At 55.3% G+C, this 22,940-nt stretch carries 19 protein-coding genes; 9 read left to right on the forward strand and 10 right to left on the reverse strand.

Translation table 11 applies throughout. The annotated features are described in order from the left end of the window. The first annotated feature begins 22 nt into the window (after positions 1–22). Complete coding sequence (locus tag ACQY5R_RS01515) at positions 23–3,871, forward strand: BTAD domain-containing putative transcriptional regulator (RefSeq protein WP_428603671.1); 3,849 nt, start codon at positions 23–25, stop codon at positions 3,869–3,871. 281 nt (positions 3,872–4,152) lie between these two features. Here ACQY5R_RS01515 and proX read toward each other — a convergent pair whose 3' ends face one another. Genes proX through proV form a run of 3 tightly spaced genes read right to left on the reverse strand, consistent with a single transcriptional unit; the run spans position 4,153 to position 7,543 of the window. Further along, entirely contained in the window at positions 4,153–5,166 is a 1,014-nt protein-coding gene (gene proX, locus ACQY5R_RS01520; RefSeq protein ID WP_428603673.1) for a glycine betaine/L-proline ABC transporter substrate-binding protein ProX, read from the reverse strand. A 43-nt stretch (positions 5,167–5,209) separates the two neighbouring features. Continuing rightward, a complete protein-coding gene (gene proW / locus ACQY5R_RS01525) occupies positions 5,210–6,337 on the reverse strand; it encodes a glycine betaine/L-proline ABC transporter permease ProW (protein WP_428603675.1) in 1,128 nt (375 codons plus the stop codon). Positions 6,338–6,340: 3 nt separating this feature from the next. After that, on the reverse strand, positions 6,341–7,543 hold the full coding sequence (gene proV / locus ACQY5R_RS01530; RefSeq protein ID WP_428603677.1) for a glycine betaine/L-proline ABC transporter ATP-binding protein ProV: 1,203 nt from the start codon (positions 7,541–7,543) through the stop codon (positions 6,341–6,343). A gap of 511 nt (positions 7,544–8,054) precedes the next feature. Here proV and ACQY5R_RS01535 point away from each other — a divergent pair. Beyond that, a complete protein-coding gene (locus tag ACQY5R_RS01535) occupies positions 8,055–8,468 on the forward strand; it encodes a HesB/IscA family protein (RefSeq protein ID WP_428603679.1) in 414 nt (137 codons plus the stop codon). Between the two features lie 9 nt (positions 8,469–8,477). Further along, positions 8,478–9,710: an ATP-grasp domain-containing protein gene (locus ACQY5R_RS01540; RefSeq protein WP_428603681.1), complete on the forward strand. Its 1,233-nt coding sequence runs from the start codon at positions 8,478–8,480 to the stop codon at positions 9,708–9,710. Positions 9,711–9,728: 18 nt separating this feature from the next. On the opposite strand, the gene ACQY5R_RS01545 is transcribed toward ACQY5R_RS01540, so the two are convergent. Genes ACQY5R_RS01545 through ACQY5R_RS01555 form a run of 3 tightly spaced genes read right to left on the reverse strand, consistent with a single transcriptional unit; the run spans position 9,729 to position 11,967 of the window. Beyond that, the gene (locus ACQY5R_RS01545) at positions 9,729–10,013 is read right to left on the reverse strand and encodes an oxidative damage protection protein (RefSeq protein ID WP_428603683.1); all 285 of its coding nucleotides are present in this window, start codon (positions 10,011–10,013) and stop codon (positions 9,729–9,731) included. Between the two features lie 26 nt (positions 10,014–10,039). Next, on the reverse strand, positions 10,040–11,098 hold the full coding sequence (gene amrS, locus ACQY5R_RS01550; protein ID WP_428603685.1) for an AmmeMemoRadiSam system radical SAM enzyme: 1,059 nt from the start codon (positions 11,096–11,098) through the stop codon (positions 10,040–10,042). Beyond that, on the reverse strand, positions 11,095–11,967 hold the full coding sequence (locus ACQY5R_RS01555) for a formyltransferase family protein (RefSeq protein WP_428603687.1): 873 nt from the start codon (positions 11,965–11,967) through the stop codon (positions 11,095–11,097). Before ACQY5R_RS01555 ends, amrS begins: the two co-directional genes overlap by 4 nt. Positions 11,968–12,136: 169 nt before the next feature. Between ACQY5R_RS01555 and ACQY5R_RS01560 the strand changes: the two genes are divergently transcribed. Then, positions 12,137–12,640, forward strand: a complete 504-nt coding sequence (locus tag ACQY5R_RS01560; protein WP_428603689.1) for a DUF2059 domain-containing protein — start codon at positions 12,137–12,139, stop codon at positions 12,638–12,640. A gap of 60 nt (positions 12,641–12,700) precedes the next feature. On the opposite strand, the gene ACQY5R_RS01565 is transcribed toward ACQY5R_RS01560, so the two are convergent. The 3 genes from ACQY5R_RS01565 to dctP form a co-directional block, all read right to left on the reverse strand. Further along, a complete protein-coding gene (locus ACQY5R_RS01565) occupies positions 12,701–14,107 on the reverse strand; it encodes a TRAP transporter large permease (protein ID WP_428603691.1) in 1,407 nt (468 codons plus the stop codon). Continuing rightward, a complete protein-coding gene (locus ACQY5R_RS01570) occupies positions 14,107–14,736 on the reverse strand; it encodes a TRAP transporter small permease subunit (RefSeq protein ID WP_428603693.1) in 630 nt (209 codons plus the stop codon). Before ACQY5R_RS01570 ends, ACQY5R_RS01565 begins: the two co-directional genes overlap by 1 nt. A 115-nt stretch (positions 14,737–14,851) precedes the next feature. Beyond that, a complete protein-coding gene (gene dctP / locus ACQY5R_RS01575; protein WP_428603695.1) occupies positions 14,852–15,859 on the reverse strand; it encodes a TRAP transporter substrate-binding protein DctP in 1,008 nt (335 codons plus the stop codon). Between the two features lie 399 nt (positions 15,860–16,258). Between dctP and ACQY5R_RS01580 the strand changes: the two genes are divergently transcribed. The 5 genes from ACQY5R_RS01580 to ACQY5R_RS01600 all read left to right on the forward strand — a co-directional run bounded on the left by ACQY5R_RS01580 (position 16,259) and on the right by ACQY5R_RS01600 (position 21,961). Then, entirely contained in the window at positions 16,259–18,133 is a 1,875-nt protein-coding gene (locus ACQY5R_RS01580) for an ATP-binding protein (protein WP_428603697.1), read from the forward strand. Then, positions 18,108–19,523 carry a sigma-54-dependent transcriptional regulator gene (locus ACQY5R_RS01585; protein WP_428603699.1) on the forward strand — a complete coding sequence of 472 codons (1,416 nt, stop codon included), beginning with the start codon at positions 18,108–18,110 and terminating at the stop codon, positions 19,521–19,523. Before ACQY5R_RS01580 ends, ACQY5R_RS01585 begins: the two co-directional genes overlap by 26 nt. Positions 19,524–19,761: 238 nt before the next feature. After that, positions 19,762–20,961, forward strand: a complete 1,200-nt coding sequence (locus ACQY5R_RS01590; RefSeq protein ID WP_428603701.1) for a hypothetical protein — start codon at positions 19,762–19,764, stop codon at positions 20,959–20,961. A gap of 97 nt (positions 20,962–21,058) precedes the next feature. Then, positions 21,059–21,523 (forward strand): glycine zipper 2TM domain-containing protein, encoded by a 465-nt coding sequence (locus ACQY5R_RS01595; RefSeq protein WP_428603703.1) that lies wholly within the window; start codon positions 21,059–21,061, stop codon positions 21,521–21,523. 120 nt (positions 21,524–21,643) lie between these two features. Further along, positions 21,644–21,961 carry a DUF4156 domain-containing protein gene (locus ACQY5R_RS01600; RefSeq protein ID WP_428603705.1) on the forward strand — a complete coding sequence of 106 codons (318 nt, stop codon included), beginning with the start codon at positions 21,644–21,646 and terminating at the stop codon, positions 21,959–21,961. A 23-nt stretch (positions 21,962–21,984) separates the two neighbouring features. On the opposite strand, the gene ACQY5R_RS01605 is transcribed toward ACQY5R_RS01600, so the two are convergent. Next, complete coding sequence (locus ACQY5R_RS01605; RefSeq protein ID WP_428603707.1) at positions 21,985–22,887, reverse strand: DMT family transporter; 903 nt, start codon at positions 22,885–22,887, stop codon at positions 21,985–21,987. Positions 22,888–22,940 lie beyond the last annotated feature (53 nt).

Raw genomic sequence — 22,940 nt, forward strand, 5'->3', positions numbered from 1 at the left:
CCGCAATGTAGGAAATAATCGAATGGATCTAAGATTATTCGGCGGCTTTCAACTGTTTGACGACACGGGTTCCCCCGTGGAGATCACGGCGCGTAAAACCAAAGCGCTGCTGGCTTGGCTTGCCCTGCATCCAGGCAAACGCCATCAGAGAGAACGGCTCTCCCTGCTGCTGTGGGAGGAGAGCGATGAGGCCCAGGCCCGCCACAGCCTGCGTCAGGCACTCAGCGGCTTGCGCAAGGCATTGGGCAGCCATGCCGAGGCACTGAGCAGCGACCAGGAGAGCCTCTGCCTGAACGTCGACCAGATCCAGGTCGATGCGCAACGCTTCGACCAGTTGCTGGAGAGGCAAACGGAGTCTGCACAGATTGAAGCCGTGGCGCTCTATGGCGGTGAATTTCTGGAAGCCTTTAACCCCCGTTCAGACAACTACGAAGAGTGGCTCCTGTTACAACGCAGCCACTATCGCGAACGTGCCATGACCGCCATGTCCGCGCTGTTGGAACACTATATGGCTTCCGGCCAGTTGGAGCCCGGGGTCCGATTGGCCATCCAGCTGTTGAGCAGTGATCCGCTACAAGAGTGGGTGCATTGCGCCTTGATGCAGCTTTATGCAAAACTCAACCGCCCGGCGGATGCACTACGCCAGTATCGCCAATGCCGCCGCATCCTGTTTCGCGAACTGAATATCACGCCGGAGCCGGAAACGGATCGACTGTTCCGGGAGATTAGCGAAAAACGTCAACACGCCCCACAACCGGCGACCTCTGCACCGATCACAACCTCGGCTGACGCGCATCCGAAAACCGATACCCCGAATATTAGCGAGACGGTCAAACCGAAAGCCGCCACCGCGGAGGCAGCACCGGAGCTTCGCCCGATATCCGTTGCCCACCTGTGTCTGGCCCACTATCAGCAACAACTGCATGAACTCGACCCGGAACAGGTACACCAACAGATCCGGGCACTATCCGATAGGATTGAACGGCTGGCGTCTGCCTACGGCGGACAGTTGCATCACCAACACGCCGATAACTGGGTGGTCCTGTTCGGCCTGCCGGTAGCACGCGGCAATGAAAGCGAAAAGGCGCTGCAGTTTGCCTTTAAACTGTTCACACCCCATCCCGACGAGGCTCACACCGCTACCGACTGGGGCATGCGGATCGGCATCGCCAGCGGATCGGTGATCTATGATGATCAAGGCACGATTGCCGGCGGCGTATGGGATCAGGCGGCCCAACTGGCCCGCTCAGCAGACCCGCAAACCGTGCTTATGGGCGATACCAGCTACCGCGGACTGAGACTGGCGGTGACAGCAACACCCCATGATGCCTCCTCCTGGCGAATAACAGCCATCGGTGAGACCGGCACCACGCCCTCCGGGGCCGCACCGTTCGTCGGCCGTCGTCGCGAACGGCGCCAGTTCGATTCGGCATTACACGCCTGTGTGGAGGACGCCGCCGGGGAGACGTTTCTATTACGTGGTGAAGCGGGCATCGGCAAAACCCGTCTCATCCAGGAGATTTGTCAGCGGGCCGATCAACTGGGCATCGCCAGTCATCACGCGCTGGTGCTGGATTTTGGCATGGAGTCACGGTCAGAACCGATCCCCAGTCTGCTGCGCCAGCTGCTGGCACTGGATAATGCCGCCAGTGCCATGCAAATTGAAAAGGTGGTGCAGACCCGTTTCGGCGATCGTTGGAATAGCCACCTTCACCACGCTGCCCTGCATGCCCTGTTTCGGCTGCCGCTGGAAGCGGGCGATACGGAAACCGGCGAGCCGCTCACTGAAATAAACCGGCAGAGCCATACCCGGCAACTGCTTCAGCACCTACTGGAGTGGGCTTGTGAAACTCAGCCAAGGTTACTCGTTGTGGAGGATATCCATTGGGCCGATCAGCAAACCCTGGCTTGGCTGGCGGAATTGGCCTCTGCCGTGAGCCACTGTGCAGCGCTGCTGATCATCACCTCCCGCATTGAGGGTGAGCCGCTCGATCCGCAATGGCGTAGTGCCATGCACGGTGCACCGCTCACCACCATCGACCTCACCCCGTTGCCGGCGCAACAGGCTCAAGAATTGGCTACCGCCTTATCGGGTGCCGATTCGGCTTTCATCCAAAACTGCATAGACCGGTCCGGGGGAAACCCCTTCTTCCTGGAGCAACTGCTTTGGAACGGTGAGGCTAACGCAGACCGAATACCCGACTCCGTTCAAAGCCTGGTATTAAATCGGCTCGACTTGCTCTCTGCCAACGACCGACGGGCGGCACAGGCGGCCAGTGTTCTGGGGCAGCGCTTTAAAGTGGATGCACTCAAACAGATACTGGAACAAGCTGATTACCGTCCGGATGAGTTGCTCAATCAACGTCTTGTTCGACCGGAAGGCGACGCTTATCTGTTTGCACACGCCCTGTTGCGTGATGGCATTTATGCCTCCCTGCTCATGTCGCAGCGTCGCGCACTACACCTGTTGGCAGCCAACTGGTTTCAACAGCAAGAACCGGCCCTGTACGCCCGACACCTCGACCTGGCCGAAGATCCACGAGCCGCCTCCGCCTACCTGACGGCTTCCCAGCAAGCGGTGCGCCGCTTTGATTTCGAGCAGGCACTGGCGCTGGCGTCACGCGGGCAAGCAATCAGCCGGGAACCGGCATTGACAGCGCAACTGCAATTGCAACGGGGCGACCTCCTGATTCAAGCCGGCGTAATCAGCGAAGCCAACCACGCCTTTGAATCGGCCGTTGAAATGACGCCTGACGAGACGACACGCTGTCGTGCCCTGATCGGCCTGGCCACCGGCTTAACCGTGCAGGATGATCTGGACAGCGCCCTCGACCGTCTCCAACAAGCCGCCCCGTTGGCACAACACTGCGCAGACGTCGCCCTACAAACGGAAATACATTATCGACGCGGCGACATCCTGTTTGCGCAGGGTAAAGCGGATGCGTGCCTGCAGGCGCATCAGCAAGCCGAGCAATTGGCGCGGGCCGCCCAGGCCCCGCTACTGGAGATCCGCGCGCTGGCCGGAATAGCCGATGCCTATTACGTCCGTGGACAGATGCGCACCGCAAAGCGCCATTTTGAACAATGTATTGAACGGGCACGACAACAGAAGCGGCTTCCACAGGAACTGGGCAATCTTTCCATCTGCGGCTTGACCCGTTTTTACAGCGGCTCCGTCGCGGATGCCCTGGCGGATGAGTTTGAAGCGGCCAAACTGGCCGCCGAGTATGGCAATCTGCGCGCGGAGATGACGGCCTATCTCAGTCAGACACTGATCTACCTGTATACCCGCCATATCGACAAAGCGGAGCAAGCCGCAAGAACCGGGCTGAAACTGGTGCGACAACTTGGAGCCAGTCGTTTTTATGGTGACACGCTGGCGGGTATTGGTGAAGCCCTGGTGCTGCAAGGTGACATAGAGGGAGGACTCGACTATCTCGAACAAGCTTACCAAGCCGCGCTCGATTCGGTGCCAACCCATATCGCCGGCTTTATCCTGGGCGTATTAGCCCGTGTGACCCCGGACAGGGAACGGCAAGACCGGGCCATCACCGAAGGCCAACGGCTGTTGGATCAAGGCTGTGTCGGCCACAACTATCTCCATTTCTACCAAAACCTGATCGATGTCTATCTCAACCGAAACGATCCTGCAGGGGCACGGCACTACGCCGAGGCACTGGAACGGTATACGGCTGCCGAGCCGCTGGCGTGGAGCGACTTCTACATCCGCCGCGGCCGATTGCTGGCCACCGCACTGGAAAGCGGTATCCACCAACCGCTAATACAGGAGGCAAGCGAACTGCTCGCCAGGGCGGAACAGATCGGCTTGTACTTCGGTACCCCGGAGCTCGAGGCATTGTTAGCCCCTTAACCCCCGTTATTCAGCAATAAAAAACGAAAAGCTTACCGATTGACGCCTGTTTGACGCTACCACCCACGTTGTGGTGACGGTCGGCCTCTATTGTCTACGTCAGGGAAATCAGCAACGAATAATTTCCTGTTACCCATGACAATCGATGTCTCGCAACCGTAAGTCAGCGAATACCTATCTGTTTCCAACGCCGCACATCAATCGATATAGAGCTTGTCTTTTTCCGCTCCAGCAATAAGGGGGCCGTGCGGCCCCCTTACCTTTAACCTGCATCGATTCGATTACATAGCCGCTTTCCTGGCTGCGGCAATCCAGCCGTCAAAGGTAGCCTGGTGGCCCTTGATCCAGGCATCCGCATGCCGTTCGATATCGGCGGCGCTCTTTTCACCGTCACGCATACGCAGATTCTGCGCACTGATATCGTTATTGCTCAACTCCATGATAGAGAACAGCTTGGCGGCGGCCGGATTGGCCATGGCCCAGGCACGGTTGGCGACAATGCGCTGGGTGTTGGCCTGGAAGCCGTAATTGCTGCCATCCGGCAAACTAGTATCTACATCCTTACGTGCCCCTGGCAAACTGGAAAACGGCACCTGTAACCAGACCACGTCTTTGTTCGGCACCAGCACACCGCTTACCCAATAAGGTGTCCAGGTATAGTAAAAGATCGGCTCACCTTGTTTGTAGCGGGCAATGGTGTCCGCAATGATGGCACCGTAGGAGCCCTGATTATGAGTCACGGTATCGCGCAGGCCATAGGCATCCAGGTGATGTTCGATCACCTTTTCACACCCCCAGCCCGGATTACAGCCGGCCAGATCCGCCTTGCCGTCGCCATTGCTGTCAAACAGCTTGGCAATCTTTGGGTCTTTCAACTGGGCCACGTTCTTGATGCCGTATTTATCCGCGGTCTTTTTATCGATCAGATAACCCTGCAGAGCGCCACCAGAGTAGATACCCTCGCGGTACAGTTTTTCGTCGCCACCGGCCTTGTTAAAGAAATCCACATGCAGCGGATCCCAGTGGTCGGCCAGGAAGGTGGCATCACCGTTGGCGATAGCGATATGCCCGGCGGCATACTCAATCTCTTTAATCGGCTTCACGTCGTAGCCGAGACGCTCCAACGCCTTCATCACCAACAGGGTTTGAAAGGTCTCCTCCGCAATGGAACTTTTCAACGGCTGAACCGTTACGCCTTTGCCCGGCATATCTGCCGCCTGCGCCGTCCCGCTCAAACAGAGCACGGCAGCGGCAGCCGATAGCTGGAGCATTCGTTTTATTTTATTCAGTTTCATACTATTCCTCGTTAATTTTGAAAGTAGATACCACCCTGAAAACTTACGGATGGGTCTGTGAGCGGCCGCCGGACTTAAACATCGACCAGACAACGCCCAGCGGTCCCGTCTGATACCAGCGCGCCACCGGCTGCTTACGCTCTTGCTCACCCATCGCCTGGGTAATGCGGTCGAGAATAATTGCCAGCAAAACAATGCCTACTCCACCCACAGCGGCGAGGCCCATATCCAGCCGCCCGATCCCGCGCAACACCATCTGGCCCAGACCACCCACGGCAATCATGGAGGCGATAACCACCATAGAGAGCGCCAGCATCAGGGTCTGATTGACGCCGGCCATAATGGTCGGCATAGCCAGGGGTAACTGCACCTTGAACAGCAGTTGGCGGGGTGACGCACCAAATGAGCGGGATGCCTCCACCAGGTCCGCCGGCACTTGCCGTATACCCAGATTGGTTAGGCGTATCAATGGCGGCAGGGCAAAGATGATGGTCACCACCACACCCGGTACATTGCCGATACCGAACAGCATCACCACCGGTACCAGATACACAAAGGCGGGGGTGGTCTGCATGGCATCCAGGAACGGTCGTAGCGCCGATTCGGCACGGTCGCTACGCGCCAAGAGAATGCCGGTCGGCAAGCCAAACAGGATGCAGAAAAAGACCGAGGTGAGTACCAATGCCAGGGTCACCATCGCCTGCGGCCAGGCACCGATAAAGCCGACAAAAGCCAGTGATGCGACCGTCGCCAGGGCCAGGCGCCGGCCACTGACCTGCCAAGCGATCAGTCCGAACAGGGCAATCATAATCAGCGACGGCACCGCCAGCAGGGCCGATTCGATATGGGTCAGGGTGGCATCGATCGGCCAGCGCACCGCCTGAAACGCAGGGCGGAAATTATCCACCAGCCACTCCAGTCCCTGGTCGACCCAGTGATCCAGTGGAATCAGTTTGTGGGCAAAGGGATCCAGCCAGTTGAAGGTGTCATCGGGCAAGGGGGCCTGCTGGGTATCCAACCAGTTGGTGGGTGAATCCTGTGGTACCTGAGGGGCTTCACCCCAAGGGTTAGCGGCAGGAGCGGCTGCCGTGGTATCCGTTGTTTGCGCAACGGCGGATGTGCCGCCGTTACTGGCTGTAGCCCATGGGTTACTACTGTTTTCGCTACTCATTGATCACCTGGCTTGTCTATCCAACGTTTCCAGCATGGTGGCCTTACTGACCGTACCGATATAGCGCCCTTCATTGGAGACCACCGGCAGGCCATAACCGTGTTGTGCCAAGGGTCCAAAAAGATCTCCTAAAGAGGCGTCCTGTTGAACCGGCTCAACCGATGGGAGGAAGGCGTTCTTGAGATGGGGATCATCGCTCTGCAACTCTTGTTTCAGCGTGTCGACCGAGACAACGCCTTCGAAACGTCTGCCACGATCGATCACATAACCGTATTCACGGTCGTGCTGACGCAATCTTTCCAAAGCGGCGCGTACGCCAATGCCGCCATGCTCGATCACAGTCACCTGGGTTTTGCGGGCGATATCCCCGGCCGTGAATACCGTTGAGACATCCACGCCACGGAAGAAGGAGCGCACATAATCGTCCGCCGGGTTGCGCAAAATCTCGTCCGGTGCGCCGACCTGCACTACACGCCCACCCTCCATGATGGCAATCCGATCACCGATACGTATCGCCTCATCCAGATCGTGGGAGATAAAGATGATGGTGCGCTGACGGGTTTCCTGCAGATTCAGCAGTTCATCCTGCATCTCGCTGCGGATCAAAGGATCCAGCGCGGAAAACGCCTCGTCCATCAGCAGTACCGAGGGATCGTTGGCCAGTGCGCGAGCCAAGCCTACGCGCTGCTGCATACCGCCGGACAACTCATGGGGAAAACTACCACCCCAGGCCTCCAGCCCCACCTGCTGTAGCGCCTGCTCGGCACGTTGCAGCCGTTCATTCAACGGCGTGCCGCCCAGTTCCAGCCCAAATGCGGCATTCTGTAGCACGCTCAGGTGCGGCATCAGGGCAAAGGATTGGAACACCATGCTCATATCCTTGCGCCGCAGATCCCGCAACTGCTCATCCGTCATGGCGGCGATATTGCGACCATCCACCAGGACTTCACCGGCGGTGGGTTCGATCAACCGATTGAGCAGTCGCACCAGGGTTGACTTACCGGAACCAGACAAACCCATGACGACAAAAATCTCACCTTCCCTGACATCAAAAGAGGCGTTATTGACACCGAGTGCATGACCGGTTTTATCAAAAATCGTCTCTTTATCGACGCCCTCCTTTGCCAGACGGAGCGCCTCTTTGGGGTTTTTCCCAAAAATTTTATAAAGGTTATTAACCTGAACCTTAATGGGTGATTGCTGCATAAATCGATCACTTCCGGATGAGAGGCTGCGACATCTGCGCAACCCGTCATTCGATATCTCGAATGACTTATATGATTAGTGGACTATGGTTATATACAACCTAACTGCCTAAGATATATAGATAAAAAACTTAATATCTTCTCTTTGATACACAACAGAAATTAACCACTAAGATATTGATAATTAATTATTAAAAATGATTTCATTCTGAACAATTAATTTTGAATACTATCAATTATAGCTTTATACGGTCAAATAAGCTGAAGATATTCAATGGTATTTTAATATGTATTCAAAATATTATACGACCATCATCAAAGGGATGAGTCCACACAGCTTGAAGGGGATGATTAACTGCCACTAAACCACGGGGACAATCCTTTTTATCATGTGAAATCGGTATAGATAGACGCCAACCTAGCCGACACTCTGTCACACAATCTATACTGGTGGGTAACCTATCACCCCAATCGTGGTCATACTGATAGAGATCACTGTCAGGAGGTAATGCATGAGTCTATTTCGCCGCGAGAAACCCGAAGAGAATGCCCAGTTCAGTCATCAAATCACCGATCAGGTGCGGGTCACACCCGAGGCGCAGGATCAGCTCACGCAGTTGATCCAGAAAGAGGAAGATATCGTCGGCATACGCATCTTCATATACGGCGGCGGCTGTGGCGGCATGAATTATGGCTTGACCTTTGTGGAGCAACCGCAGGAGATCGACTGCATCCTGGAACAGGATGATCTGAAGATCTTTATCGACCCGGTGGCGTTGAGCTTCCTGGAAGGGGTCGAGGTGGATTATCAGACGCAAGGGCTCAACAGCAGTATTGTATTCCGTAATGTATTCCAGAATGTGGGTGGAACCGGCGCCTGTAACGCCTGCGGGGCCGCCGGTGGTGGTGGCGGAGGCTGTGCCTGATCCAAGCCGATGCAACCCCAATTACTGCTGATCAGCCCGAGCCAGAGCTATCGCCTGGCCCCCTATCTGGCAGCGGCAGAACGGCTTGGTGTAACCCTTACCATCGTCTCCGACAGTCGCTACTCCCTTACCCGGGAGGTGGCGAATGGCATCCTGGGCGAATTTGCCCAACCAGGACCACTGATTCAATCTATCCTGAAGCGGGCGAAAAACACCCCACTGGTCGGCGTGGTGGCAACCGACGACAATACCGTCGAACTGGCGGCAAGAATCGCCACCGCCCTGGAGCTACCCTCCAATTCGATCGCTTCCGCCGCCCTGAGTCGCCGTAAAGATCTGGCGCGCAGCACGCTGCAGGCGGCAGGCCTTCCCGTTCCCGAACATTGGCAACTGGATCTGACAAAAGCCATCACCCCGCAACTGCAGGGACTCCCTTACCCAGTAGTGCTGAAACCGATCAGTCTCTCGGCCAGCCGCGGGGTAATCCGTGCTAACACTTTGGACGAAGCGGCAGTCGCCTGTGAAACGATTCGCCGGATCGTCGCCACACTCAATAATCCGATCGAGCGTGGCACGTTATTGATAGAGCGTTACCTGCCCGGGCAGGAGGTGGCGCTGGAGGGACTGCTGCAACATGGGCGATTTACCCCACTGGCGCTGTTCGATAAACCCGACCCGCTGACCGGCCCCTATTTCGAAGAGACCTATTACATCACCCCGTCGCGTCTACCCGAATCTATGCAGCAACAGATCGAACAGACGGTGGCCGGCGCCTGCCGCGCCTACGGCCTCCATCAGGGACCGGTACATGCCGAGTTGAGAATCGATGGGGAGCAAGTCTGGATCCTGGAAATCGCCTCCCGCACCATTGGCGGAGAGTGCAGCCGCAGCCTGGACGCCGTCTTGGCGCGCCCGCTGGAAGAGTACGTACTGGCCGCCGCCATGGGAGCGCCGCTGCCTGTCGAGCGACGGATGGGTGCTTCCGGCGTATTGATGATTCCCATCCCCCGCGCCGGCGTCCTGCGCCGAATCGATGGCGAAGAGGCGGTCCGGAAACTACCGGGAATCATCGATATCCGCTTGAGCGTGGCACCCGGCCAAGTGGTGGAAACCCTACCCGAGGCATCCAGCTACCTGGGCTTTATCTATAGCCGGGCGGATACCCCGCAATTGGCGGAACAGGCGCTTCGCGAAGCCCATCAACGACTGGAAATCACCATCGACCCGCTGATCAACCGTTAATACTCAAAACGGGCTCGATTATTTTTTACCGCCGCCGGAACGGAAACCGGCGGGGAGCTGACCGTAGTCCCCCTCACCGAACAGGAACCCGAGCATATGCTGCTCGATCAAGGCCAGATTGTTCGGATCGGCGGTGCTCAGCCCGTTTTCATTGATAATCATCACCAGGCGTTCAAGCCACTGTTTCCACCCTTCCCGGGAAACCTGCTCATAAATACGCTGACCCAGATCACCCGGATGTGGCGGCCGCTCCAGCCCCTCTGCCTTGCGTTTGAGCACCACACATTCAACCATTCGTTTCATCGTCGATTACCCTACCCGTCATGCTTCTACTCATACTTTTTCAATAGCACCCCCTCCTCGCCGCAGCAGGAGGCACTGCACTTTTTCACCGCGTGCAACTGCAAAGATTTCTCCGGAAAATAGTCCTGCAGCGGCTTATTCTCCTTGGCACAATCACACCCCGTATCGCCGTAAATATAACTGTTTTTCAGTCCCGCCCGCTGCGCCGCCGCCTGCGCCTGCCACAGGGTTTCGGTGGGGGTTTCCGGTATATGCGACAGCTTATAGGCGGGGAAAAACCGGGTGATGTTCCAGGGACTCTCCTCTCCCAGATGGTCACGTACCCAGCAGGCGATGCGATAAAGCTCATCCGGATCGTCATTCTTACCGGGAATCACATTGGTGCGGGTTTCAACATGAATACCCAATTCATGGGCCAGCTCGATGGCACTGAGCACCTGTTCGACCTGCGCCGTGGGGCAGATTTCATGATAAAACTCATCCCGCAGACTCTTGATGTCGGAGCAGAGCACATCGATATGGGGCGCCACCCGGGTCAGGGCCTCCGGGGTGATAAAACTGTTGCTGACATAGACCGTATAGAGGCCGGCCCGGTGCGCCAATGGGGCCACATCCAGAATATATTCCAGCCACACGGCCGGTTCGGAGTAGGTGAAAGCAATGCCCTGCACACCTTCGCGCAGGGCCGCCTGCACCAGTTCATGCGGGGTGATAAAGGCTTCGGTGGAGGCACCCCGGGCCAACTCGTCGAGGGCGGTTACACCCCAGGAGATCTCCAGGTTATGACAGCCACCGCAACGAAAACTGCAGCCGTAGCTACCCACCGAAAGCACCCGGGTACCGGGACGAAAATGGCGCACCGGCTTGGCTTCAACGGGATTGACGTCGATCGACGAAATGATCCCGTAGGAGAGGTTGTAGAGGGTGCCATTGCGGTTGACATGGGCCTGGCAGAAACCGCGTTGTCCGTGGCCCACCTTGCAGCGCCAGGAACAGAGCCCACAGCGAACCGTGCCGCCGGGCAGCTGCTCCTGCAGGCAGGTTTCAACCAGTTGGTAGTCATCCATCGGGATTGGGTGATTCACTCGCTCTCCTCGCCGAGAATCTGCAGTAACACATTACCATCATAGCAGTGAATCAGTCTCTTCCCCGGCAACGGTGCTGCCAGCCGCGCCTCGTTGGCGAACGCGGCATCCTCGATCAACAGCTTTCCGGCAGCCCTATCAACAAGGAAAGGGGTAGCCAAACCCCGTACACCACTTACAAAACGTATCAACCGCTGCGCCGACCAATCCGGATCAACGGCGAAATCCCTTTCCTGGGGCGGGCCTTGTCGACTCCCGACCAAGGCATCCTGTGCCACCCCCTCCACGGCTTCCTGGCGGCTATTTTCCAGATAGGCCAGAAACAGTTGCGCCCCGTACTGCCCCACACGCCGGTTGATCATCCCGTAGTCGGGAAAATCGGCCAAACTAAAACGACACTGATCGATAATGGGTCCCTGATCAAATATCTCGTTCATGCGATGCAGGGTCACCCCGATAGAGTCGTGGCCGTCGCGCAATTGCCAAAAAACCGGATTGATACCGCGATACGCCGGCAACAGTGAAGGATGAATATTCAACCAACCCTGTGGCACGGCCGTTAGCAGTAACCGGCTGATACGATGCGGATAGCACGAGACCAGTACCCGTTCCGGTCGGTTACCCTGGACCAGCTGTTGCAGTTGTGTTGGCGACCCGCTCGTTGCCGCAATACCCTGGGTTGCCGCCAACTCCAACGCGCCTGGAGACACATCTGGCCGAATCAACGGCGGTATCACACCTTGGGCGATCGAACCTGAATAATCCGGCCCATCGATAAACACCCCGTCCGGCACCACACCCTGTCGCAAAAGCGTTTCCAGTGTTGCCGCGGATTGCGCCGACCGACTCCCGACAAACCACCATCTCATGGCTATAAATGTCTCCTTCCCGACAGGTGACCCCACGCCACTCTCTTTGCTTGATTATAAACAGATACTCGCACCGTTCTCTTCTTCCCTACTCTGCCAAAACCTGCACATCCAGGCATGGTGTATGCTTTCCACATAGGCTTTCCGAAACGAAAAAGGAGGATTTGGCATGAAACACCACTTCCTGAAATATGCTGCATATCTACTGATCCTTTCACTCTCGCTTCCGGCACAGGCCGAGGCGATCGATACGGAAAAGGAAGCCGATATAAAGTTGATACTTGATATGACTGGCGCACTGTCGATCGGCAAGCAGATGTCCGACGCAGTGATCGTGCAGATGACCCAGAAGTTGAAAGCCGCCAGACCCGATCTCCCTCCTGAGTTATTCGACGCCATGGCGGAAGAGGTTAACCAATTGATCGAAGAGAATCTGCCCGCGTTTGTTGCACTGGTGGTACCTATCTATGACAAGCTCTTCACCCACCAAGAGATCAAAGAGTTGATCGCATTCTATCGAACGGATATCGGCATGAAAACGATTCGCGTTATGCCGATCCTGCTGCAGGAGAGCATGCTGGCCGGACGACGCTGGGGACAACTGCTGGGGCCGATCATTGAACGCCGGATTATTGAGCGTTTTAAAAAAGAGGGTGTCGATCTATCGGTATGAAATCCATATGCATACCTGCACGCATTGGGTCGCCCCAATACATGCAGGTCATCTCCTCGATCAGGTAAATCCCATCTGCGCCGGCAACCACAAGACAATGCCGGGCAACATGATCAATACCGCAATGGTAATGACATCGGCCACAAAGAAGGGAATACAACCCCGGAACACATCCTGTACCGAACACTCGGGGCGCACACCGGCCACTACAAAACAGTTCAATCCTATCGGAGGCGTAATCAGGCACAGCTCGGCCATCTTCACCACGATAATGCCAAACCAGATCGCACAGCCAACACCGGACACACCGAAGGCTGAATCAGCCGCGGTCACTGCTTCCCCGCCATTCAGCGCCATCACCGCGGGATAAACCACCGGAAGCGTCAGCAGCAACATACCGATGGCATCCATGAACATACCGAGCACCGCATAGGCACAGAGAATCAACAGCAGCGTTATCATGGGACTCTGTTGCAGACCGCTGATCCAGTGTGAAAAGGCACTGGGCAGCTCGGCAAACCCCAGGAAGCGGACATAGAGCAGGACACCCCAGATGATGGTAAAGATCATTACCGTCAGCTTGGCGGTCTCGAGCAGCGAGTCCTTCAACGCATGCAAGCGCATGCCCCGATAGACCGCCATGATCAATATAACCAAGGCGCCCAATGAACCCGCTTCCGTCGGCGTGCCGACACCGCCATAGATACAGATCACGATGATGCCGATCACAAAGAATATCGGCATGGCGCCCGGCAGCGTTTCGAAACGCTGTTTCCAGCTGAAACCGGTAATGGGCGGACCGAAATTTTTTCGCGTTTTTGCCAAAATTATCACCAGGCCGCCATAGATCAGGGCCGAGACAGCACCGGGCAAAAAGCCCGCCATCAGCAGCGCCCCTACATCCTGTTCGACTATAATGGCGTAGATCACCAGGATCGCCGACGGCGGAATCAGCGAAGCCAAGGTACCGCCTGCCGCCACCACTCCGGAGGCAAAACGCTTGTCATAGCCCAGACTCAACATCTCGGGAACGGCGATGCGGGCAAACACTGCAGAGGTGGCGACCGACGCGCCGGATACAGCGGCAAATCCGGCCGTTGAAAAGACCGTTGCCACACCCATGCCCCCGGGTAACCAACCCACCCAGCGTTTTGCCGCCTCAAACAGCGCCCGGGTCAACCCGGCGTGATAAGCAAGAAAACCGATCAAGATAAAGGTCGGTATCAGCGAAAGTGCCAAAGTGGAAACCTTAGAGTGGGGAATGGTGCCGGCCATCTTTACGGCCACCACAAAACCTTTTTCAAACCCCATCTTGGCTGAAAAAATCCACAACAATCCCAGAAATCCAGCAATGGCGGCGGCAAAAGCCACCCGAACTCCGATGACAACCAACACCAACATGATAGCGGTCACCCAGATACCGATGGATACGTTGTCCATACCCAGCATCGCATCGACGTATCCCATCAGGATGCCTCCTCTTCAGCCACCGAGCCCATCACCGCTTCCGCCTCTTTCGCCGCCACAGTAGCGGCATTCTCAATCAGGGGCACGGCAATCGGTTCATCGCCTCCCAGCTTTATCGCCCGGATATATCCCCACATCTGCAACAGCAGCCGTAGCGCCAGGATGCCCAAGGCAACCGGAACAACCAGCTTGGCCGGCCAGGTAGGGAGATCGATATCCAGTGACGAGTCGCCAATCTGAAATGCGCGATAAAAATGCATATAGGAGCCATAGATCAGTACCAGGGTAACGAGAAACATCAGTAGTACCGAGACAAACTCACTGAACCAAAGCAGCCGCCCCTTAAGTTGACCGATCAGCATATCCATGCGGATATGCCCACCCATGCGCTGGGTATAGGCGATTCCGAGAAAGGCAAAAAACGCCATGGCTTGCTCCACCCAATCCACGTAACCATCGATGGGCAATTCAAATATCCAACGCCCTAACACGTTGGCGGAAGCAAGAAAGACCAAAAGAAAGATGACCACCCCGCCTATCAGGGTTAATACCGACTCAAAACGAAAAAGCATTTGATCGGCCCAGCTGAGTTTGGAGCTGTCTTCCAGCACAGTAGAAGTTGCAGACATGTCATGTCTCACATAGTTTGATGAATAAATTGACCCGCCATCCCGACACTTCACGGGTGACTCGTGCGTTCGTACCCAAGCAGGTTGGGTACGAACGTTTCATCCCTTATGTCCGTTATTTGGCGAATTGAGCCGCCGTAAAATCAAACAACGTCTTGGCATCAAAGTACTGATTATTCTCTTTGATCCACTCATCGCGCACCGACTGAGAAAGCTGATCTAACTCGGCGGTCTGTTGCGGGGTAAAGGTGACCAGTGTGAGCCCCTCTTCCTTGATGGCCGCCTCATACTTGGCAGTGGTGTTGTTATCGTAATTTTTGACGTAGTAATCCATTGCCTCATCAACGGAACTTAGCAATGCCTCTTTGTAGGCTGGTTTTAAGGTATTCAGCGCATCCGTATTGACGATAACTGGACAGTTGGCCGTACCCAGATTCAAATTGGTGGTGGCCCACTTGCCCACCTTGTACGATTTCGTGGCCAAATGTGCATGGGGTGCAAAGGAGGCCGCGTCGATCACACCGGAGTCCATCGATTGACGCACTTCCGAAAACGGCACGCCGGTTTTAACGGCACCAAGCTTACCCAATACACTCATAATGCCGCCCGGTCCCCGCACGCGCAGTCCGCTGAAATCGGAAAGTTGCTGCAACGGTTCACTCTTACTGACGATATTGTACTGGGGCATCGGCGTAGGCATCAGCAGCGTGGCATTCCAGCGTGCCATATCCTGTACCACCAGCGGGTGCTTAAACACCGCGGCATAGATCTCGGCCATACGTTTTAGCGATACATCCCGGGAGAATGGCAACTCGACCACCGTCATGGTCGGGTTTTTATGCTTGTGATAGAAGGAGCAGAATTGGGCCATCTCAAAGGCACCGATAGAGATACCGTCAAGATTCTCCTTGGCCTTGGAGAGGCCGCCATAAGAGATATTCAGTTTGAACTCCCCATTTGTTTTTTGCTCAACCAGTTCCGCCAGCTTTTCAATATTCTCAGTGAAAGCCCGGCGTTTTCCCCAGGTCGAAACGTTCCACTCGTATTCTGCCGCCGAAACCTGTGCAACGGTAAAGGTTGCCGCCAACGCCGTACACAGTGCCACTTTTTTCATCTTGCTCATCTCACTCCTCCTCACTTTTTATGGATAGCCGATGGAATCATCGGAACAAACTCACTCCCCCTATTACAAAATGCAGGCCAATTATCCGACACATACTCCCATCTGATTGATTAAAATGAATTTATTTAAAAACATCCGATTTCACCAGCAGACCGCATGGAAGACGCCAGACGATGAATAGGCCATAATTGGCTTATGAATATTGGCCAAACAAGCCGAATATTGCCGATATCAACCGAATCCAAAGGATTTGCGGGCTGGTGTGAAAAGTGCATTAAATCTTGCGTTACCGCTAACGCTCAGGAGAGGTCAATCCTTCTCTCTTAGTGATGGGTGCGGTAAAAGTTGAAACAGGCGACGAAGCGGTCGCCCCTACGCCAACGGTATTTACGGATCGGCATGAACGAAAGCACCCAATCAGACAACCGCCCCCAATCCGGGAAGGTCCCGTATAACGGCTACTTGCTGATCTTGTTGATCACACTGATTGGCGGTATCGCCCTGGCCTATGGCCTGACGCGATGGACGGAGTACCAACATTTTGAAATGCTCGACCGACAGGGCAATGAACGGTTGGAGCTCTACGCATCCACCGTACAGTCGGCTAAACAACGGTTTGATTATCTACCCTTTATCGTATCCCGAGACAGGCAAGTAAGAGCGCTGTTAAAGGGGTTGATTAGCGGCGACCCGGTCAGCAAGAAGTTACACTCCTGGCAAACCGAGTCTGCAGCGGCTGTGCTCTATCTGATGGACCACCAGGGGAACGTGCTGGCCTCCAGCAACTGGCAGGATAGCCAGAGCTTTGTCGGCAGCAACTACCACTTTCGCCCCTACTTCCAGGATGCTATCCAGGGTGGCCAGGGACAGTTCTTTGCCGTCGGCGCCAGTACCGGCCAACCCGGGCTATTCCTGTCACGTCCGGTATGGGATGAAGAGACCATTATTGGTGTCGCTGTGGTCAAGATCGACATGACTCAACTGGAAACCGACTGGGCATTGGGTGGGGAAAATGTGCTGGTAGCAGACAGTGATGGAGTGATCTTTCTCGCCAGCAACCCGGAGTGGAAATACCACAGCCTGAAGGCGATTGACGCCAACATCCTCAAACGCTTGTCAACCGAACGCAAATACAGCAGCCGAATCATCACACCACTGGAGATCCACAAGCAGCGGCTATCACCGCTTGGACACACGATTATCGAGCTCGCCGCATCGCCTGACCAACTACCCCGAAGCACCAATTATCTGATGCACCAGCGACCGCTCAGCGAACTAAACTGGACCCTCTACTACTTGACCGACCTAAAAGACCTTGTCTATAAAAAGCGCTCGGCCAATTTTATCGCTCTGTTGATTACCCTACTGCTGGCATTGACCGGCTTCATCTTTATCAACCGGAGTCAAAGCCGTCGCCTACTGGAAGAGCGGGTAGCCAGACGCACCCAGGAGTTGAATGAAACCAACCGCCGATTGCTAAAAGAGATCGATACCCGTATCGAAACAGAGGAGCAGTTGCGACAAACTCACGAAGAGCTGGTCCAGGCGGAGAAACTGGCGGCCCTGGGTCAGATGTCAGCCGGAATCGTGCATGAAATAAGCCAACCGCTATCGGCCATGCAGACCTTTGTCGCCAGCAGTCGTCTGCTCCTGCAACGCGGGGATAACAGTGGTGCCATAGAGAACCTCGATGATATCGGCTCCATGGTGCGACGCGTTACCAGCATCGTCACTCACTTGAAAAGCTTTGCCAGTAAATCCCGCGGACACACCTCTCCGGTAGAGATTCAGAAAGTGCTGGAAAATGCCCTGCTTATTCTGCGACCCAGGCTGGATGACAGCACCATTCAATTGACTATCGAAAAAACACCGCAACCCCTTTATGTCATCGCCGACGAAATCAAACTGGAACAGATCCTGATCAATCTGATACGCAATGCCTTGGACGCCATGCAGCAGGCCGTACACACCGCCCCACATCAGCTGAAGATCTGGACCGAAACGAATAACGGCCGGGTTCATATCTTCATCGCGGATACCGGCACCGGCATCAACCCCGACGACCTGCCCAAGGTATTCGATCCTTTTTTCACCACCAAACCACAAGGTGAAGGACTGGGGCTTGGCCTCTCGGTCTCTTACGGTATCGCCAAGGAGTTTGGTGGAGACCTGGAAGTGGTGAACAACGCCGACCGGGGTTCCCTGTTTAAACTCTCGCTGGATAACGCACACGAGACTGGAAGTCACCATGAATCAAAACAAACTGAATCCTAACGACGACGAAATGCAACCGCGGGTAGTACTGGTGGATGACGACGCGGCGGTTCGCAAAGCCACCAGTCAGTGGTTGAATCTGGCGGGTATGCGGGTACTGGATTATGCCGGCGCCCGGGAAGCCTTGTCGCAATTGGCAACAGAGTCCAACGTGGTCGTCATATCCGATATCAAAATGCCCGGTATGGATGGCCTGGAATTCGCTAAACGGTGCAACGATATCGATCCCGATCTGCCGGTCATCCTGATTACCGCTCACGGAGACATTCGCATGGCCGTCAGGGCGATGCGTGATGGCGCTTATGACTTCATCGAAAAGCCCATCGAACCGGAACTGCTGATCGACCGCATCCAACGGGCCTGGGAAAAACGTCAACTGGTCATGGAGAACCGAAAACTTAAACGTATCGTCAACCGGGGCGCCAGCCTGGAAAACCGCCTACTGGGACGCTCGCCGGGGATTCGCCAACTAAGGAAACAGATTGTGCAACTGGCGGAAACCCCCGTCGACACGGTCATTAACGGTGCTACCGGAACCGGTAAAGAGCTGGTCGCCCAGTGTCTGCATGAATGGAGTCCCCGCGCCAACAGCCCTTTCGTGGCGGTCAATTGTGGAGCGATACCCGAAGCACTGTTTGAAAGTGAACTGTTCGGTCACGAGAAAGGCGCTTTCACCGGCGCAACCGCAAAGCGTATCGGAAAAATAGAGCATGCCGCCGGTGGCACCCTATTTCTGGATGAGATTGAGAGCATGCCGCTCAATTTTCAGATCAAACTGTTACGGGTACTGCAGGAGCGGAAGCTGGAACGGCTCGGATCCAACCAACAGATCGATCTGGATATCTGGGTCATCGCCGCCACCAAGGTAGACCTTGAACAGGCATCCGCCAGCGGCGACTTCAGGGAAGATCTCTACTATCGCTTCAATGTCGCGGAGCTCTATATCCCCAGTCTGGCCGACCGCCGTGATGATATTCCCTTGCTGTTCGAACACTACGCGCAAAAAGCCGCCTACCAGTTTGACCGCGACTATCACCAACCCACCGAAGAAGAGATCGAGTGTCTGATCAGTTATCCCTGGCCTGGCAACGTCCGCCAGTTGAAAAACATCGCCAAACGCTATGTGCTGGGTGTTGGTCCGTCACGCAATATTCACACCCTTTTGGGTCAACCCTCTGAACAACAGCCCGACACTGCCAGAACAAGCAACGGCTTAGCGGAACGGGTGCAACTGTTTGAGGCTGAACTGATCACGCGATCATTGAGAAAGCATAAAGGAAATATCAGCGAAGTCATGCAAGAGTTGGAATTGCCGCGCCGCACCCTGAACAACAAAATGAGCCAGTATGAGATTAAGCGGAAGGATTTTGTCGGCAGTGATCTTGAATGAATCGTTTGATCTGGCTGGCAGTTCTCCCAGCACAGGATAAGGCCTGGATCCGTCCGGTTTTGTGTGCCCGATTGGCGAAACAGGTTGAAGATGTGACCGGGAAGGTTGTTTCTGCCACGTAAGAATTTTACTCTTTCTCTTGCTGTCGACGATGGACAGCCCGGATAAGCGATACGCCTGGTCTGTCGGCAGATTTCATAGCACCCAATGAAAACCATTATCAGGAGATTCCGCCCGTATGCGTCACGTTGCTCCCGCCCTGCTGGCCCTAACACTCATCGCCACCTCACCCATCGCTGCGGCTCTCTGCACGGCGGATGATGCCGCCCGAATCGGTGCCACCGGTCGTTGGGCCTGGGGAGGAAAAGGTGATCCCAAAACCAACACGTCGGTCGAGACTATTATTGCCCAGAAAGGCCCTCTGACCATTTTACGGGTAATTACGGCCGAAGAGGACGCCATCCAGCGCCACCTGGATGTCTACTACGGCTTCATCTATGCGTCCGACATCATCGACCTGACCCCGCGCAAAGAGCGGTCTGCGCTAGCCAGTCTATGGGAAGGCACGATGCCGGACGCGGCAATGCTGAATAAAATAGAAGCTAGCCTGAAAAAGCGCCAACCGGAACTGGTGGCGGCCATGGATAAGCTTTGGCAAAACCCGACTCCCGGCCAGCACGCCGAGTACACGCAGTATCACACCGACAAGTACAAGGTATCGATTGTCGGAAATGAGCGACTGAACGGTTTTTCCGATCCGGACGGGGTTACCGATACCCTGATCCTGGAAACTGAGAGCAGCGACGGGTGGAAGGAGCGAATCTGGTTCTCGACGGAATATTGCCAGATGGTACGCTACGCCTATGAATATCAGGAAGACAAAGGCGTTGAAAAAATACACGAATTTCAGCCGGCGAACAGACCGCTTCCAAAAACCTATCCCCGTACACCACAAGCACTTATCGAAAGCCAGATCCGGGCTATGCACCTACTGGATACCGATGCCCTGACACAGTTAACCCACCCCGATTCTCATGCCAACTTGAAGACCGCCGTCATCGAGACATTTAAACAAGGACAACAAAAAGCGCTAAAACAGATAGGCCTTGAACTGGACGAGGAGACGAACCTTAGCACGATCGAGGCCATGTCGGGGGCCGATCTCTACCGGCTCCTAAACGCCGGGCTGCTCAAACACACCGCCCTCTCTGGACTACTGATGAATAACGCCATGGAGATCGTCGAGATCATCCCCGATGGCGACCGGGCCGCCGAGGTCGTGACCCGCGTCACGACGTCACTACGTGGAAAAAGTGTCGTCAGGAAAGTAAATATACGCATTCTCAAGACCGCCGACGGCGGCTGGGCCATCGGCACCCATGAGGGTCAGCGAGATGAGGTGTTCAAGGGCATTGGCGTACAACTGCCAAAAATGTAGATCCGATGCCATTGAACGATTTACATCCTAAACGAGTCAGTAAGTACTACAGCTACAATATGAATAGTCCCGTTTTCCACAGGAATGGAGTTAGGCGATGAAACTGATAGGACAAATCTCACTGCTCATCTTGCTAACCATGACACTGATCGGCTGTACCGGCAGCTTAACCGGCTCCACCTATAGCCGCGATGAAGCCCGAAAAGTGCAGACGGTTAAATATGGCACCGTCGAATCCGTTACTCCGGTAGTGATTGAAGGCAGAACCGAAGGCATTGTCGGCACCGGCTCCGGTGCCATTATCGGTGGTCTGGCGGGCAGTACCGTGGGAGGTGGAAAGGGACGCAGCATCGCCACCGTGGTGGGCGCTGTGGCCGGTGGTCTGGCCGGTCAGGCAGCGGAAAAAGAATTGACAACAAAGCAGGGCCAGGAGATCACGATTCGCCTGGAAACGGGTGAAATACTCTCTGTCGTCCAAGAGGTGGAAAATGAGCAGTATTTTCGACCGGGTGACAGAATTCGCCTATTGCAGCACGGCGGTACGACCCGGGTCGCCTACTGACGCAATGACTGCGTCCCATTACATCGGCATAGCTTAACAACCCTGGTGGATTCCATGCACGTAAGACATTGCCTAACGGGCCTGGTTACGATTTCCCTTCTCATCGGCGGCTGCAGCTGGGTGAAGACCACAGCGGAAGGTGAAAAAGTTCGCGTTCTTGACCATAGCGAAGTGACCACCTGTAAAGAGCTAGGCCATACCACCGTATCCCTGATCGACAAGGTCGCTGGGATCGATCGGGATCCTGAAAAAGTCGCTGAAGAATTACGTATTCTGGCTCGAAACAGCGCTGCCCGAATAGGTGGTGACACGGTGGTACCGATTTCGGCGATCAGCCAGGGCGAACAACGTTTTAGTGTTTATCGGTGTGTCGGCGCGCCCCCGTTAACTCAACGAACCGTCCCCAAGTCAGCCGATATGGCACAGCATATCGGCTGACTATAACCCCTCGCCAATCACCCCTATTCCCCGGCCGCAAGCTGCATCCGCTGTAGCTTGGCCAGACGTAGCGCGCCAATTTGGTATAACGCTAATCCGCACAGGATCAAAGCGGTACCGAAAACAATTGTCAGCGACAAGGGCTCATTCTGAATTAGATGCCCCAGCAACAATGCTCCAACCGGCGTGATCAGGGTAATCAGCGCCACCTGTGTGGCAGCCAGTCGCTTCAACACAAAATAGTAAAGTGCAAAGCCGAGGACGGAGCCAAATATAGCCAAGTAGAGTATTGAGACAGACGCCTTCAACGGCAAATTCGCCGGCCAGGCCCCATCGAATAGATACCAGGTTATGTCGAACAGCGGTGTTGCCACCAGCAATCCACCAGCCGTCTGAACAATAGCCGGGATATCCGCATTGATCTGTTTCACCATCACGGCGCTACCTGAATGCATGGTCACCCCAAACAGGATGGCACACATTCCATAAAAGACACCGCTGGACATGTCGGCGCTACTTCCAAACATGACCAGCAAACCACTGACACCAAGCAGCATACCGATGAGCTGGGTAGGCGTGATATTCCGCTCTCCCAACCAGAGATAGGCAAACAGCCCGGTTATCAGCGGTGACAGCCCGAATACCACCGATATCCAGCCGGAGGGAATGTACTGAGCCGACCAATAGACGCTAAGCATGGCGAGATAGATGCCGATCCCAGCCGCCAGATAGGCACGTCGTGCCTGCTTGTCCCAGCGCATGCCTTTACCGAATAGGGCGACGATCAGCAGCGCCAATACCGCGGCTATGCTCATGCGGCTGGCGACGCCAAACAGAAAACCCGGCCCGGCGCCACTCCACTGGATCGCCAGCGGGGTGGTGGTCCAAACCACGATAACGCCGATGTAGGCCATCGGTACAGACATGATCCCTTCTCCTTTTTTTGGGCTTCAGAAAACAAAACGGCCACAGATTCATT

The sequence above is a fragment of the Sedimenticola sp. genome (genome assembly GCF_050289425.1).
Lineage (GTDB): Bacteria > Pseudomonadota > Gammaproteobacteria > Chromatiales > Chromatiaceae > Sedimenticola.

What these genes read in the sequence shown, in the direction of transcription:
- ACQY5R_RS01560 (WP_428603689.1), top strand. Translation starts at nt 12,137, where the DNA reads ATGAAACACCACTTCCTGAAATATGCTGCATATCTACTGATCCTTTCA.
- ACQY5R_RS01585 (WP_428603699.1), top strand. Translation starts at nt 18,108, where the DNA reads ATGAATCAAAACAAACTGAATCCTAACGACGACGAAATGCAACCGCGG.
- dctP (WP_428603695.1), bottom strand. Translation starts at nt 15,859, where the DNA reads ATGAGCAAGATGAAAAAAGTGGCACTGTGTACGGCGTTGGCGGCAACC.
- ACQY5R_RS01535 (WP_428603679.1), top strand. Translation starts at nt 8,055, where the DNA reads ATGAGTCTATTTCGCCGCGAGAAACCCGAAGAGAATGCCCAGTTCAGT.
- ACQY5R_RS01590 (WP_428603701.1), top strand. Translation starts at nt 19,762, where the DNA reads ATGCGTCACGTTGCTCCCGCCCTGCTGGCCCTAACACTCATCGCCACC.
- ACQY5R_RS01595 (WP_428603703.1), top strand. Translation starts at nt 21,059, where the DNA reads ATGAAACTGATAGGACAAATCTCACTGCTCATCTTGCTAACCATGACA.
- ACQY5R_RS01555 (WP_428603687.1), bottom strand. Translation starts at nt 11,967, where the DNA reads ATGAGATGGTGGTTTGTCGGGAGTCGGTCGGCGCAATCCGCGGCAACA.
- ACQY5R_RS01570 (WP_428603693.1), bottom strand. Translation starts at nt 14,736, where the DNA reads ATGTCTGCAACTTCTACTGTGCTGGAAGACAGCTCCAAACTCAGCTGG.
- proV (WP_428603677.1), bottom strand. Translation starts at nt 7,543, where the DNA reads ATGCAGCAATCACCCATTAAGGTTCAGGTTAATAACCTTTATAAAATT.
- ACQY5R_RS01515 (WP_428603671.1), top strand. Translation starts at nt 23, where the DNA reads ATGGATCTAAGATTATTCGGCGGCTTTCAACTGTTTGACGACACGGGT.
- ACQY5R_RS01565 (WP_428603691.1), bottom strand. Translation starts at nt 14,107, where the DNA reads ATGGGATACGTCGATGCGATGCTGGGTATGGACAACGTATCCATCGGT.
- ACQY5R_RS01605 (WP_428603707.1), bottom strand. Translation starts at nt 22,887, where the DNA reads ATGTCTGTACCGATGGCCTACATCGGCGTTATCGTGGTTTGGACCACC.
- proX (WP_428603673.1), bottom strand. Translation starts at nt 5,166, where the DNA reads ATGAAACTGAATAAAATAAAACGAATGCTCCAGCTATCGGCTGCCGCT.
- ACQY5R_RS01545 (WP_428603683.1), bottom strand. Translation starts at nt 10,013, where the DNA reads ATGAAACGAATGGTTGAATGTGTGGTGCTCAAACGCAAGGCAGAGGGG.
- ACQY5R_RS01540 (WP_428603681.1), top strand. Translation starts at nt 8,478, where the DNA reads ATGCAACCCCAATTACTGCTGATCAGCCCGAGCCAGAGCTATCGCCTG.
- ACQY5R_RS01580 (WP_428603697.1), top strand. Translation starts at nt 16,259, where the DNA reads ATGAACGAAAGCACCCAATCAGACAACCGCCCCCAATCCGGGAAGGTC.
- proW (WP_428603675.1), bottom strand. Translation starts at nt 6,337, where the DNA reads ATGAGTAGCGAAAACAGTAGTAACCCATGGGCTACAGCCAGTAACGGC.